This window comes from Lysobacter helvus, assembly GCF_018406645.1.
Taxonomy (GTDB): Bacteria; Pseudomonadota; Gammaproteobacteria; order Xanthomonadales; family Xanthomonadaceae; genus Noviluteimonas; species Noviluteimonas caseinilytica.
Map to the genome: position 1 here is coordinate 2395498 of NZ_AP024546.1, position 15020 is coordinate 2410517.

Annotated in this window: 10 protein-coding genes; 7 read left to right on the forward strand and 3 right to left on the reverse strand. The window is 65.0% G+C overall.

Annotation, left to right across the window (positions count from 1 at the left end):
• Positions 1–6 precede the first annotated feature (6 nt).
• Entirely contained in the window at positions 7–1620 is a 1614-nt protein-coding gene (locus LYSHEL_RS11620; protein WP_213434201.1) for an alpha-glucosidase family protein, read from the reverse strand.
• 166 nt (positions 1621–1786) lie between these two features.
• Between LYSHEL_RS11620 and LYSHEL_RS11625 the strand changes: the two genes are divergently transcribed.
• The 5 genes from LYSHEL_RS11625 (at position 1787) to LYSHEL_RS11645 (ending at position 8858) form a co-directional block, all read left to right on the forward strand.
• A complete protein-coding gene (locus tag LYSHEL_RS11625; RefSeq protein WP_244858530.1) occupies positions 1787–4033 on the forward strand; it encodes an alpha-L-rhamnosidase-related protein in 2247 nt (748 codons plus the stop codon).
• Between the two features lie 17 nt (positions 4034–4050).
• The gene (locus LYSHEL_RS11630) at positions 4051–5556 is read left to right on the forward strand and encodes an MFS transporter (RefSeq protein ID WP_213434202.1); all 1506 of its coding nucleotides are present in this window, start codon (positions 4051–4053) and stop codon (positions 5554–5556) included.
• Positions 5557–5600: 44 nt separating this feature from the next.
• Positions 5601–7301, forward strand: coding sequence for an alpha-amylase family glycosyl hydrolase (locus tag LYSHEL_RS11635; protein WP_213434203.1), 1701 nt, complete (start codon positions 5601–5603; stop codon positions 7299–7301).
• A gap of 109 nt (positions 7302–7410) precedes the next feature.
• A complete protein-coding gene (locus LYSHEL_RS11640; RefSeq protein ID WP_213434204.1) occupies positions 7411–8502 on the forward strand; it encodes a hypothetical protein in 1092 nt (363 codons plus the stop codon).
• Positions 8503–8504: 2 nt separating this feature from the next.
• The gene (locus LYSHEL_RS11645; protein WP_213434205.1) at positions 8505–8858 is read left to right on the forward strand and encodes a DUF3147 family protein; all 354 of its coding nucleotides are present in this window, start codon (positions 8505–8507) and stop codon (positions 8856–8858) included.
• Between the two features lie 36 nt (positions 8859–8894).
• Here the strand turns inward: LYSHEL_RS11645 and rnr are convergent, their stop codons facing one another.
• Entirely contained in the window at positions 8895–11336 is a 2442-nt protein-coding gene (rnr, locus tag LYSHEL_RS11650; protein WP_244858531.1) for a ribonuclease R, read from the reverse strand.
• A gap of 101 nt (positions 11337–11437) precedes the next feature.
• On the opposite strand from rnr, the gene LYSHEL_RS11655 reads away from it, so the two are divergent.
• Positions 11438–12481 carry a LacI family DNA-binding transcriptional regulator gene (locus LYSHEL_RS11655; protein ID WP_213434207.1) on the forward strand — a complete coding sequence of 348 codons (1044 nt, stop codon included), beginning with the start codon at positions 11438–11440 and terminating at the stop codon, positions 12479–12481.
• A gap of 64 nt (positions 12482–12545) precedes the next feature.
• On the forward strand, positions 12546–14156 hold the full coding sequence (locus LYSHEL_RS11660) for an AAA family ATPase (protein ID WP_213434208.1): 1611 nt from the start codon (positions 12546–12548) through the stop codon (positions 14154–14156).
• A gap of 88 nt (positions 14157–14244) precedes the next feature.
• Here the strand turns inward: LYSHEL_RS11660 and LYSHEL_RS11665 are convergent, their stop codons facing one another.
• The gene (locus LYSHEL_RS11665) at positions 14245–14928 is read right to left on the reverse strand and encodes a hypothetical protein (RefSeq protein WP_213434209.1); all 684 of its coding nucleotides are present in this window, start codon (positions 14926–14928) and stop codon (positions 14245–14247) included.
• Between the last annotated feature and the right edge of the window lie 92 nt (positions 14929–15020).

The window sequence follows — 15020 nt, forward strand, 5'->3', positions numbered from 1 at the left end:
AGCGCTTCACGCTTGCGCGTACAGCACGCCGCGCGCCGGCAACACCAGGCGTCCGTTGCGGATCGCACCGGCGTCCACGCCCGGCGCTTCGATCGGTGTCGCATCCGCGTGCTTCGGCAGCGTCCATTCGACCCCGGCATCCGACAGGTTGAAGGCCACCAGCATCGCGCGATCGCCGTGACGACGCACGAACGCCAGGATCGGCTCCGGGGCGTCGAGGAATTCGATGTCGCCTTCCACCAGCGCCTGCTGCGCCTTGCGCCACTGCAGGAACGCGCGCGTGGCATTCAGCACGGACGCCGCATTGGCGTCCTGCGCGTCCACGCTCTGCGCCAGGTGTTCGGGCGCGACCGGCAACCACGGCGTGCCGTCGGTGAAGCCCGCCTTGGCGTCGTCGCGCCACGGCATCGGCGTGCGGCAACCGTCGCGGCCCTTGAAGTTCGGCCAGAACGCGATGCCGTAGGGATCCTGCAGCGCTTCGAACGGGACATCGGCTTCGGTCAGCCCCAGTTCTTCGCCCTGGTACAGGCACACCGAGCCGCGCAGCGAACACACCAGCGCGACGAGTTGCTTGGCCAGCGCATCGTCGGCGCGACCGTTGCCCCAGCGCGTGACCGCGCGGACGACGTCGTGGTTGGAAATCGCCCAGCACGGCCAGCCGTGCGGCATGCGCGCTTCGAGCGTCTCCACCGTCATGCGGATGTAGGCCGCGCTCCTGTCGTCGGTGAGCAGTTCGAAGCTGTAGCCCATGTGCAGGCGCGCGTCGCCGACGTATTCGGCCATCGTGGCCAGCGAGTCTTCGGACGAGATCTCGCCCAGCGACGTCGCACCCGGGTACTGGTTGAGCAACGCGCGCAGGTCTTCGAGGAAGCGCAGGTTTTCCGGCTGCGTGTTGTTGAACCAGTGGTACTGGAACGCATACGGGTTGTCGGCGCTGAAGCCGCGGCCGGTGCGCAGTTCCGCCGGCTTGGGCGGGTTGTCCCGCAGTTGCCGGTCGTGGAAGCAGAAGTTGATCGCGTCCAGGCGCAGGCCATCCACGCCGCGCTCCAGCCAGAACTTCACGTTCTCCAGCGTCGCGGCCTGCACCGCCGGGTTGTGGAAATTGAGGTCCGGCTGCGAGGCGAGGAAGTTGTGCAGGAAATACTGGCCGCGGCGCGGCTCCCAGCGCCACGCCACGCCGCCGAAGATCGACAGCCAGTTGTTGGGCGGCGTGCCGTCGGGGCGCGCGTCGGCCCACACGTACCAGTCGGCCTTGGGGTTGTCGCGCGAGGCGCGGCTTTCGGTGAACCAGTCGTGTTCGATCGACGTGTGGCTGAGCACCTGGTCGATCATCACGCGCACGCCGAGCGCGTGCGCCTTCGCGAGCAGGCGATCGAAGTCTTCCAGGGTGCCGAACAAGGGATCGACCGCGCGGTAATCGGCGATGTCGTAGCCGAAGTCCGCCATCGGCGACTTGAAGAACGGGGAAATCCAGATCGCGTCGACGCCGAGGCTGGCGATGTAGTCCAGTTTCTCGAGGACGCCGGGCAGGTCGCCCACGCCATCGCCGTCCGTGTCCCGGAAGCTGCGCGGGTAGACCTGGTAGATCACCGCGCCACGCCACCAGCGAATGTTGTCCATGCGTTCCCTCGGCAAGCCCCGCGCCGCGAACTGCCGCGGTGCGTGGGGGCATGATTCCATCGGCGCGTGCGCCACCGGCATGAATACGTTTGCAATCGACGCGGCGCAAACCGGCCCGATGACACCATGGCCCGCGGCCCGGTCCGGGCCTTCGCGCGGGACGGGCATGCGGCAAGGCAATTCGATGGCGGGCACGTTGCTGGCGTGCGGGGCGCTCGCGGGCGCGCTGCTGGCCACGGCGGTGCTCGCCGACACGGTGGCGGCCTCCGATGCATCCGCGCCCGTGGAATGGCAGGACAGCGTGGCGTGGCAAGGCCAGCAGGCAAGCGTGAAGGTGCGGAAGGACGGTGGGTTCGTGCTTGCGTTCCCCGGCGGCCGGCGCGAGATCGCGCCGCAGCCGATGCGCACGGCGACGGCGAGCCCGTTGTTCGACGGCCTGTTCGCCATGGCGCAGGCCGAGCTGGCGCAGGACAAGGTGGACGCGATCACCGACTGGTCCTTCAACGACCAGAAGCCGTACCCGTGCGTGTGTTTCGAAACCGGCGAGAAGTGGCACTACGTCTGGACGCGCGACCTGTCGTACGCGGCGGACCTGGCGCTGGCGCGCCTGGACCCGGAACGCACGAAGACGTCGTTGCGCTTCAAGTTGTCGGAGATGCGCAATCCGAAGGTGTCGCAGGGGCTCGTGGTGGCGCAGGACACGGGGTCGGGCGGCAGCTGGCCGATCAGCACCGATCGCGTGGTGTGGTTCCTCGCGGCGCGGCACCTGCTGGGCGATCCGCAGTTCAAGGACGAGACCTGGCGCGCGCTGAAGAACACGTTGGCCCAGGACGACCTGTATGCGTGGGACCCGGAGATGCAGCTGTACCGGGGCGAGACGTCGTTCCTCGACTGGCGCGAGCAGAACTACCCGGCCTGGACGGCGAAGGACACGACGTGGATCGCGCAGTCGTTCGCGCTGTCGACCAACGTGTTGCATTACGAGGCGTTGCGGTTGGCGGCGACGATGGCGCCGGCCGACGAACAGGCGTCGTACGCCGATCGCGCGAAGCGTTTGCGCAAGGCGATCAACGCGCGGTTCTGGCGCGAGGACCGGGGCCTGTACATGAGCTACCTCGGCCCGTGGTTCCACGACGCCGCGGTCGAAAGCTACGACCTGCTGGGGACGTCGCTGGCGGTGACCTCCGGTGTTGCGCCGCCCGATCGCGCCCGACGCGCGATCGAACGCTATCCGGTTTCGGCCGCGGGCAGCCCGGTCATCTGGCCGCAACAGCCGGAGACCGCGATCTACCACAACCGCGCGATCTGGCCGTTCGTGAGCGCGTACGCGCTGCGTGCGGCGCGCACGACGGGCAACACCGAGCGCATCGCCTTCGAAGTGCAATCGATCATGCGCGGTGCCGCACTGGCCGGATCGAACATGGAGAACTACGAGCTCACCACGCAGGCCGTGCATTTCGAGGACGGCAAGCTGAGCGGGCCGGTCGTGAATTCCCCGCGGCAGCTGTGGTCCGTCGCGGCGTACCTGGACATGGTGCAGCGCGGGGTCTTCGGGCTGGAGGACGATGGCAGCGTGAAGCCGATGATCCCCGCGCAGCTCGTGCCGATGCTGTTCGGCGAACGGTCGGAGATCGTGCTGCAGACGGCGGACCGGCGCATCGTGTTGCGCAAGCCGGACGGCGTCGCGGGCGGCGTGCTGGTGGCGGGCGCGCGGCACGATGCAGGCCGCGACACCATCGTCGCGCTCGCGTGGCAGGCCGGCAGCGGCGTGCGCTTGTCGCGCAATGGCGCAGCGATGGCCCCGTCGACGCCTGCGGCCCCGGTGATCGAACGCGACGGCAATGCATGGAAAACGGAACTGGGCGCAGGCGTGCGCCTGTACTCCGACGGGTGGATCATCGATGACGGCGAAGGCCCGGCGCATCGCTTCCGGATGGCGCAGCCGCCTTCGATCCGCCACTGCTACACCGTGACCAACGTCGGGCCGGATGCCGTGGAATCACTGCCTTCGCCCACGACGTGCATCGGGCCGTCGCAGCGCGTGGCGGGTGCATTCCCGCGCGCCTGGACCCCGCCACGCGCGGGCCGCTACATCGCCACCTTCCGCTACCGCAACGCCAACGGCCCGATCAACACCGGCATCACCGCAGCGGTGAAACGCCTCGTGCTGCAGTGCGGCGACGCGCCTGCGCAAACGGGCCCCATCGTCATGCCGCACCGCGAAGGCGAGGGCGATTCGACGTCCTGGACGTACACCGCGAAGGCCGGCGTACCATGCCGCTTCACCCTGCATGACGGCACGAACATGAGCGACCTCGCACACTTCGTCCACTACACCGGCGGCAAGGGCGGCGCGGGCGGGCCGTTGAACGACGCCGAAGTCGGCGACCTGATCCTCGATCCCACGCACTGATCCCGACGGATGACACGATGACCGACACGCCCGCGACCGCGAAACCGACGCTCACGTTCTGGCAGATCTGGAACATGTGCTTCGGCTTCCTCGGCATCCAGTTCGGCTTCGCGCTGCAGAACGCGAACGTCAGCCGGATCTTCCAGACGCTCGGCGCGTCGATGGACGACATCCCGGTGCTGTGGATCGCCGCGCCTTTGACGGGGCTGATCGTGCAGCCGATCGTCGGGTACCTCTCGGATCGCACGTGGACGGGGCTCGGGCGCCGGCGCCCGTATTTCCTCGTCGGCGCAGTGCTCGCGTCGCTCGCGTTGTTCTTCATGCCGAACTCGCCGGCGTTGTGGGTCGCGGCCGGCCTGCTGTGGATGCTGGACGCGTCGATCAACATTTCGATGGAACCGTTCCGCGCCTTCGTCGGCGACCAGCTGCCGGTGCGCCAGCGCGCCAGCGGGTACGCGATGCAGAGTTTCTTCATCGGCGTGGGCTCGGTGGTCGCGAGCATGCTGCCGTGGTTGCTGGAAAAGGCGGGCGTGGCGAACACGGCGGCGGAAGGACAGGTGCCCGATACCGTGCGCTACGCGTTCTACCTGGGCGGCGCGGTGTTGCTGGGCGCGATCGCGTGGACCGTGCTGCGCACGCGCGAATATCCGCCGGAAAACCTCCAGGCCTGGGATGAGGCGCCGCCGATCCCGCCGCGCGACCTCGATCGTGCACGCATGCGCCGCAGTGCGCTGGTGTGGCTGGGGATCGGCGCGGCGTTCACCGTGCTCGTCGCGACGCAGGGCTGGGCGCGCGAGTTGTACATCCTCGGCGGGCTCGTCGGTGGCTACGGCGTGCTGCTGCTCGTGCGCACGGGCCTGCAACGCGTGGGCGGTTTCGCGGAAGTGATGGACGATCTGTACGCGATGCCCTCGACCATGCGACAGCTCGCGGTCGTGCAGTTCTTCTCGTGGTTCGCCCTGTTCGCGATGTGGATCTTCACCACGGGCGCGGTGACGCAGGTGCATTTCGGCAGCACGGACACCACGTCGGCGGCATACAACGAGGGCGCGAACTGGGTGGGCGTGCTGTTCGCGGCCTACAACGGGTTCGCGGCGCTGGCGGCGATCGTGATTCCCTTCATGGTGAAGCGCTGGGGCCTGCGCACGTCGCACCTGATCAACGCGGTGCTGGGCGGGGTGGGCTTGTTGTCGATCGCGGTGATCCGCGATCCGAAGTGGCTGCTGCTGTCGATGGTGGGCGTCGGGTTCGCCTGGGCGTCGATCCTGTCGCTGCCGTATGCGTTGCTCTCCGATTGCCTGCCGGCGAAAAAAATGGGCGTGTACATGGGCATCTTCAATTTCTTCATCGTGATCCCGCAGCTGGTGGCGGCAAGCCTGCTCGGGTTGCTGCTGCACCTGTTCTTCGGCAACCAGCCGATCTATGCGCTGGTGATCGGCGGGGTGAGTCTGATCGTCGCGGGGTTGTGCGTGTTGCGGGTGCGCGAACCGATGGTGCGTGGTGTTGCGGCGGTGGCGCCGTGAGCCGCGCTCGCCTTCGGGATGCATGGATTCCCGCTTTCGCGGGAATGACGAGCGTCCTGCTCGCCGGCTGCACCGCGCCTGCGCCGCCGCCTGCACCGAAGCAGGAAGCGAAGGCGCTTGCGCCCGCCGCCACCGAGTATTACGGCACCACCGAACCGCTCGCCGCCGATGCGGTGTACTTCGTCCTCACCGATCGCTTCGTCAACGGCGACAAGTCCAACGACTTCCGCAAGCAGGGCGGGGGTGCCGCGACGCACACGTTCGATCGCCCGACGCCGGGCGCGCCTCCGGGCCGCAGCGACAACGTCGGTTACCTCGGCGGCGATTTCAAAGGCCTCCTCGACAACGCGCAGTACATCAAGGACATGGGCTTCGGCGCGGTGTGGCTGAGCCCCATCGTCGACCAGCCGGACGAAGCGTTCACCGGCGGCGAGCCGGTGAAGTGGGGCGGCATGTGGACCGATCGCGGCAAGACCGGTTACCACGGCTACTGGGGCGTGAATTTCTACAAGCTCGACGAACACCTGCCGAGCGCGGGCCTGGATTTCCGCGGGCTCACGAAGGGCCTGAAGGCGCATGGGTTGAAGACGGTGCTCGACATCGTGCTCAACCACGGCTCGCCCGCGTTCTCGATGCCGAAGCCGCAGCCCAAGTTCGGCAAGATCTACGACAAGGACGGCAAGCTCATCGCCGACCACATGAACCTGCCGCCGGACAAGCTGGATCCGAAGAACCCGCTCAACGCGTTCTACAACACGAAGGGCGGCCTGGCGCAGCTGTCGGACATCAACGAGAACGACCCGCGCGTGCTGCCCTATTTCCTCGGCGCCTACGAGCAGTGGATCGAGCAGGGCGCCGATGCCTTCCGCATCGATACGATCGGGTGGATGCCCAATCCTTTCTGGCACCAGTTCACCACGCGCATCCGCGAGAAGCATCCGGGCTTCTTCATGTTCGGCGAGGCGTTCGATTACGACGCCAACAAGATCGCCGAACACACCTGGCCGGAGAACGCGGGCGTGAGCGTGCTGGACTTCCCGCTGAAGGAACGCGTGAGCGCCGTCTTCGGCAAGGAAGGTGGCGGGTTCGAGAAGATCGCCGAGCGCCTGTACCTCACCGATGGCCCGTACACCAACCCGTACGAGCTGATGACGTTCTACGACAACCACGACATGGCGCGCATGGACGCGACCGACGATGGGTTCGTCGATGCGAACAACTTCCTGTTCACCGCGCGCGGGATCCCGGTGATCTATTACGGTTCCGAGAGCGGCTTCGAGCGCGGGACGGGGGAGCATTCGGGCAACCGCAACTACTTCGGCCAGGCGGGCATCGATGCCGCGCAGAAGGGCCGCATCTACGCGCAGCTCAAGCGCATCGCGATGTTGCGTGCGAAGACGCCGGCGTTGCAGCGCGGCCTGCAGCTTGATGTCGAAATGCAGGGCGATCGCGCCGCGTTCTATCGCGTGCTGCAGCAGGGCGACGTGCACCAGATCGTGCTGGTGCTGCTGAACAAGGGCGGCGCACCGCAGGTGTTCGAAGTGAAGAACACGCTGCAGGCCGGGCGTTGGTTGCAGCCGCTGGGGGGCGATGCCGTCGACGTGGCCCGCGGTGGCACCCTGAAAGCGACCGTGGCGCCGCACGATGTCGCGGTGTACGTGCTCGATGCGCCGGTGACCGATGTGGCGTTGAAGTCGGAACTGGACCGGACGATGGCGCGGGCGCGGCGGCACGTGGCGCAGTAAACGCCACCGTTGATCGTGACCCACGTCGGCAACCTCCCATCCCGGGGATGGCGCGCGTGCGCGGCGGCATGCTCCACTAGCGGCATCACTCGATGCGGCAGGGTTTGCGATGTTCAAGCGCTTGACGGATTTGCTGAAGCCGAAGGCCCCGGAGGCACCGGGCCAGGCCGTTCCGCCCGTGGCGATGCAGGACGATGACGATGCATCCACGCCGATCGATCCGGAGCAGCTGGAAATCGTCGCGATGGCGTTCGAAGGCCCGATGTGGGGCTACGGCTTGCGTGCGCCCGCGTGGCTGCTGCCCGCCAAGCCGGACGATGCGAAGCGCGTGCTGTTCCTCAGCTTCGCCAAGGCGATGGGCGCGGACGAACAGGCAGAGAAGCAACGCACCGACGCCGTCGGCCAGCTGACGCGCGCACTGCCGCTGTACCTGGCCGAGGCCGTGCACGAATGGACGGCGCATCGCAGCCTCACGCAGATCCCGATCGTGCCCGGCGGCGGGCCGGTGGTGTTCGGCGATGGCGGGCGCGACGAAGACACCGTCGCGCAGGCCGCCGAGCACGGCGACTACATGGTGCTCGGCACGATCGACGACGCCGACGAGCGCTGGCGCATCCAGTGCCGCGTGTGGCAGGTCTCGCCGGCGAAGCTGCTGGGCATCGAGGAAATCGACACGACGCCGGAGCACCTCGGCGCCGACGTGCTGGACCTCGAGCAGCGCGTGCTGTCGTACTTCGGTCCGCTGCATGCGCAGCCGCACGACGCGCTGTATCGCCGCATGCCGGGCGAAGCGATGGGCCCGTATCTCACCGCACTCGCGCAACACCTGTTGCTCAGCATGCTCGTCAGCGGGCAGGTGACGCGCGAGGACGTGTGGGGCGAGCGCAACATGATCGAGTGGCCGCTGCACATGGCGCTGGAATGGCCGCAGTCGCCGTTGCCGGCGCTGCTGTACCTCGCGGGGTTGTCGCAGTCGACGCGGTCGGCTTCGCCGGTGCTGCTGGATTTCGAACAGCGCACGCTGCATTGGTGGGCGAAGGCCGGCGGCGTCGAACCGCTGTCGCACCTGGCGCCGCTGGTGTGGCGCGCGTTCGGCATGGAAGAACTCGATCGCGCGCTCGCGCAATGCGACGCGACGCCCGCGGGCGATGCCTATTGCGACTGGTTGCGCCGGGTGGCGGGCGTCGAGGCGCAGGGCTGACCGTGCCCTGGCTCATCACCAAGTACCTGCTCACCGCGCTCGTCGTCGTCGGTGTGTCCGAGGCCGCCAAGCGCAGCGACAAGCTCGGCGGATTCATCGCGGCCCTGCCGCTGGTGACCTTCCTCGCGCTGGTGTGGCTGTACGTCGAGAAGCAGCCGGAAACGAAGATCGCCAACCACGCCTGGTACACGTTCTGGTACGTGGTGCCCACGCTGCCGATGTTCCTGGCGTTCCCGTGGCTGCTGCCGCGCATCGGGTTCTGGCCGACGCTCGCGGCCAGCGCGGTGATCACGGTGGTGTGCTTCGGCGTGTTCGCGTGGGCCGTCAAGCCGTTCGGGATCGACCTGCTGCCCTGATCCGCGCGCTCGCGCGGACCAGGCCCCAGGCGTCGCTCAGTACTTCTGCTTCACCTTCTTCGCCGGCGTCCCGCGCGGCGGAGGCGGCATCACGCCTTTCTCCTCCACCAGGCGGAAGTCGATCTTCCGGTCTTCCACGCTCGCCTTCAGCACCACGATGTCCGCGCGGTCGCCCAGGCGGAACTCGCGCCCGGTGCGTTCGCCCTTGAGCGTCTTCCGGATCGGGTCGAAGTGGTAGTAGTCGTTCGGCAGCTGCGTCACGTGCACCAGGCCGTTGACCTTCGAATCATCCAGTTCGATGAACAAGCCGAAGCTGGTGACGCCGCTGATCGTGCCGCTGAACTGCCCGCCCACGTGCTGTTCCATCCACGCGGCGCGGTAGCGCTCGTCGACCTCGCGCTCGGCTTCGTCGGCACGGCGTTCGCGTTCCGAACACTGCAGGCACAGCGCGGCCATCACGTGGTCGCTGTAGAGATAGTTGGTGGCGGTGCCGCCCATCAGCGCATGCTTGATCGCGCGATGCAGCAGCAGGTCGGGATAGCGGCGGATCGGCGAGGTGAAGTGCCCGTACGCCTCCAGCGCCAGCCCGAAGTGGCCCAGGTTCTCGTGCGCGTACACCGCCATCGACTGGCTGCGCAGCAGCACGGACTCCAGCAACGTCGCGTCCGGCCGTTCGCGGATCTTCTTCAGCAGCGCGGTGAAATCGCGCGGCTCCACCTTTGCCCACGGCGGCATCTTGAGCTTGAATTCCTTCAGGAACTCCAGCAGGTCCGTGTACTTGGCTTCCGGCGGCTTGTCGTGCACGCGGAACGGCGCGGGGATCTTCTTCTTCAGCACGTAGCGCGCGGCTTCCACGTTCGCCGCGATCATGCATTCCTCGATCAGCATGTGCGCGTCGTTGCGCTGGATCATGCCGGCCTGCGTGACCTCGCCCTGCGGGCCGAGCACGAAGCGCACTTCGGAGGATTCGAACTCGATCGCGCCGCGCTTGGTGCGCGCCTTCTTCAGCACGTGGAAGAGCTGGTGCAGGCGCTGGATCTGCGGCAGCAGCGAGCCGATGCGCTGCAGCGCGTCCTCGCGGTGTTCCGGCAGCGCCGCCTCGTCCACCGCGTTCCAGACCTGGGTGTAGGTCAGGCGCGCGTGCGAGTTCATCACCGCTTCGTAGAACTTGGACTTGGTGACCACGCCCTCGCGGTCGATGTGCATGTCGCACACGAAGCACATGCGGTCGACGTTGGGCATCAGCGAGCAGATGCCGTTCGACAACGTTTCCGGCAGCATCGGCACGACGAAGCCTGGGAAGTACACCGACGTCGCGCGCAGTTGCGCTTCATCGTCCAGCGGCGTGCCTGGCTTGACGTAATTCGAAACGTCCGCGATCGCGACGATCAGGCGGAAGCCGTCGCGCGTAGGTTCGGCGTACACCGCGTCGTCGAAGTCCTTCGCGTCTTCGCCATCGATGGTGACGAGGGGCAGCTGGCGCAGGTCGACGCGGCCTTCGATCATCGACGGCTCGACCACCAGCGGCACGGCGGTCGCTTCAGCGAGGACCTCCGGCGGGAATTCATCCGGGATCTCGTGCGCGTGGATGGCGGCTTTCACCGCGAGCGACGCGGTGAGCTTGTCGCCGAGCACCGCGAGCACCTTGCCGATCGGCGGGCGCTGCGCATCCTGCGCGTGCACGATTTCCGCGACGACCAGCTGGCCGGTCTTCGCATCGCTGCTTTCGCCCGGCGGGATCAGCACGTTGCGCTGGATGCGGCGATCGTCCGGCACGACGTAGCTGATGCCGGCTTCCACGGTGTAACGGCCGATCAGGCGCGTGAGGCGACGCTCCAGCACTTCGACGATCGCGCCTTCGCGGCGACCGCGGCGATCCATGCCGGTGACGGACGCGAGCACGCGATCGCCATGCATCACCTTGCGCATTTCGTTGGGCGGCAGGAAGAGGTCGTCGCCCTGGCCTTTTTCGGGACGCAGGAAACCGAAGCCTTCCGGATTCGCGATCACCACGCCGGGGATCAGGTCGAGGCGTTCGGCAGGCGCGTACGCGCCCTTGCGGTTCTGCAGCAGCTGTCCGTCGCGCACCATTGCGCCGAGGCGCTTGGCCAATGCATCGAAGCGATCGGGTTCGGTGAGCGCGAGCTTGACCGCCAGTTCCTGCGCGTCCATCGGGCCTTCGTTGGCCTCCAGGATGCGCAGCAGCATTTCGCGGCTGGCGATGGGTTGTTCGTAGCGCGCGGCTTCGCGGGCATGGTTCGGGTCGCGGCTGGGGGCGGCGCGGGCGGGGGCTTTCGGACCACCGGGGCGGGGCTCGGGCATCCAGCCGGGACGCTGTGCCGCCTTGTGCCGCGGGCCGCCGGTCTTGGCGCCGGGGGCGCCGCCTTTTGCGGGACCGCGGGATTTCGTGGGGGTCGCGCCGGGCGGGGTCGCGGACTTGCCGCGGCTGCCGCCGCGCTTGCTGGGGTGTTTGGCCATGGCGCGCATGGTCGCACGCCTGTTCATGGGCGCACCGTCAACGCCGGACACCCTCGCTACCGGCCTTCACGCGGGGTAACCCCTCTGTCATCCTCCGGCCCATGCCGAAAAAGACCAAGGCCACCTCCGTCGACATCGCGTACCGCGCCGGCGTTTCGCAGGCGACGGTGTCGCGCGTGTTGCGCGGGAGTCCGCTGGTCAACATCGAGACGCGCAAGCGGGTGGAAGCGGTGGCGCGCGAACTCAACTACAAGGTCGACCGGCACGCTTCCAGTTTGCGGACGCAGAGGTCGGGGACGTTGGCGTTGCTGCTGTTCGAGGATCCGACGCCGGATGATTCGCACATCAATCCGTTTTTCCTTTCGATGCTGGGGTCGATCACGCGTGCGTGCGCGAAGCACGGGCATGACTTGCTGGTGAGTTTCCAGCAGCTGTCCGACGACTGGCATGCGGATTACGAGAACAGCATGAAGGCGGATGGGTTGATCCTGCTGGGGTACGGGGATTACCTGGCTTACCAGAGCACGCTGGAGCAGCTGGTCGACCAGGGGACGCATTTCGTGCGCTGGGGGGCGGTGTTGCCGGGGCAGCCGGGGGTTTCCATTGGCTGCGACAACTTCCATGGTGGGCAGTTGGTGGGCGAACACTTGTATGCGCTGGGGCGGCGGCAGGTGGCGTTCCTCGGGGATGCGTCCAATCGCTATCCGGAATTCTTTGCGCGCTACCGGGGGTGCGGGGTGGCGCTGCACGATTGGCACGTGACGATGGATCCGTCGTTGCAGGTGGATGCGGAGAGTTCGGAAGAGGCGGGGTATGCGGCGGCGCAGACGTTGTTGGCGCGCGGGAAACCTTTTGACGCGGTGTTTGCGGCCAGCGATTTGATTGCGATTGGGGCGATGCGGGCGTTGACGGAGTCTGGGTTGCGGGTGCCGGAAGACGTGAGCGTCGTGGGGTTCGACGATATTCCGATGGCGCGGTTTGCCAATCCGGCGTTGACGACGGTGTACCAGAACACGACGCGGGCGGGCGAGCTGCTGGTCGAGGCGTTGTTGAAGCAGATTCGGGATGAGCCGATCGAGAGTCAGATGATTCCGGCGTCGTTGATCGTGCGGAAGTCGAGTGGGGCGGTATTCTCCGACATGTGACGGAACAACTGATGCGTCGAGGTCAGGAATTTCGCGGCTCATAAATTGGCTAGGCAAAGACATCATGTCATTTCGAATCTCAATTCCCACCACTAACGCCCCATTGGAGCTCAACATAGAGCTTGGCACGTCAACCACGTTCGTCGGAGCCAACGGAAGCGGGAAGTCAAGGCTTGCTGTACATCTCGAAACAGTAGTTCAGGATCGCAGTCATCGCATTTCGGCACACCGGGCACTTGGCCTTAATCCAAATGTTCCAAAAATCAGCGAAGCGAATGCTAAGCGAGGATTAAAGTTTGGGCGCCCTGACGAGAGTTCTCAGTTCGGACACCGGCGACTAAATCGATGGCATCAAAAAGAAGCCGTCGCTCTCCTGAACGATTTTGATTTCCTGCTGCAGGTTCTGTTTGCAGAGCAATCTCGTACGGCACTTGAGACACATCAAAAAGTTCGCCAAGGCCCGCTGGATTCAGCGGCTCCAACAAAGTTCGAGAAGCTGCAGGACATTTGGCATCACCTGTTACCTCATCGCGAACTCATCATAAGTGGAGATGATGTGCGCGTCCGCGCGCCTGGGACCGAAGTTCTGTACAGCGCGTCTGAGATGAGCGACGGCGAACGGGCAATTTTCTATCTAACAGGCCAGGTGCTGGTCGCTGAGCAGGGGGCACTGCTTGTGGTGGATGAGCCGGAGCTTCACGTCCATCCTTCAATCATGAACAAGCTTTGGGATCAGTTGGAGAATGCGCGACCGGACTGTGCATTTGCATTTATCACCCACGACCTAGAGTTTGCGGCGGCGCGGGTCGGGCAAAAGTTCATCATTCGCGAATACAGTGCCGGCCCGCGTTGGAAGCTGGAAGCAATGCCAGTCGACGCGGGATTTCCAGAAGAGATCACAACGTTGCTGCTGGGTAGCCGTCGGCCGATTCTGTTCGTCGAAGGCGACGGTGGGAGTCTGGATCAGTCGGTGTATCGATGCGTATACCCCGAGTGGACCGTAGTCCCAATGGGTTCGTGCCAAGACGTTATTCGTGCGGTAGCAACCATGCGAACCAATGCCGCGTTTACTCGACTTCGATGTGCAGGGATCGTTGATGCCGACGACTATGATGTGACCGAAATTGAACGTTTGACGGAACTGGGCGTTTCAGTTTTGCCGGTTTCGGAATTGGAGAATGTGTTTCTCCTTCCCAATATTTCAAGAGAGATTGCGCGAGCGGAACATCTAGACGACACCGAGATCGAGGCGCGGCTAGGTGAACTACGCACCGAACTCCTAACCATCGCTGCGCAGCCTGAGTCGATTGATGCTGTGGTCCGTCGTCACACGGTTCGACGAATTGATCGCTTGGTAAAGCGAATAGACGTTAGCCGAGAACGCTCAATTGACCAGATTGATTCGGAGTTTCGCGCGCAAGCGCACGCCCTGAACATTCATGGGCTTGCTGAAGATCGAAGGAGGGGAATTAACGCAGCAATTGCTGCACAAGATCTGCCTGCACTTCTTGCGCTTTTAGACAACAAAGGACTGATTGCCCGCGCCGCGAGCCGGTTGCGCAGTACCAGGCTTGATTCGTTTGAGTCATGGCTTGCTCGTATTCTTCTCAACGACCGCGCGCCGGCCCTTGTTGCAGCATTACGCGCCGCTTTGCCCCGGCTATCGTCTGCATAGTTGAAGAGGTCACAAGGGGCGGTTCAAGGTGTTGGCCGGTGACTCGGCAGAAGCATGACGAACAGAAGATGCGCACGCGTTGAGCCGATCAAGTGAGCTGCTCCATTTCCTGAAGCGCAGCTAGCAGCAGCGCCTCAAGCTGGCTTGACTTCATGAGGAGGTCTCTTAATTCAGGGTCGTTTGGACTGAGTGGGGGAGTTTGCACAGAAGGACGGCGATTCATAAGGCCTGCGCCTAATTTGCGAACTTCAATGTTTAGTAGATTCACATCTGCCGAAACGAATATCTTGGCCGCGGAAGCGGCCGAGGCGTATGCAGAGAATCTCTTGATCAATGCTTGTCGATCGTCATTCCAGACGGATTGGTTAGCCTGTCCATTCGATTGCGGAATGATCATTTGCGCGCCCACGTTGGTATCAATTCCCATGTGCGCCTCGAGTAAATTGGCGACTACCACGAACTTTCGTTCTGCTACTCGAAGTGCAAGCGCTTTCTTTATCTCTTGCGCCGCGCGAATGCGCTCGGTTTCTGCAATGAGCGATACCTTGTATGCCTCTAGTTCGCGCTCCAGACTCGCCGTGTGGGCTGCCAGTTCTCTTGCATGGCGTGATTTGAGTTCCTCCAAATCTGACATCAGTGCGCGCGAAAGTACTTGTTTGATTTTCTCCCTGTAGTAAAAGGCGAGAAGCGCTACGAAGGCGAGAAAGAGTGGCGTTGTCCTGGCGAGCCAGTCAAGGAAGTGTACGAGTGACGAGATTCGGGCCGATTCCATGGGTGAGTTGGTCCTTGTGATCGAGTTCGCCAGTAACCGTGCCCCTTCTCGTTCGTCAACTCGAAGGCTTAGTCGTTAGAACTTGGACGTAG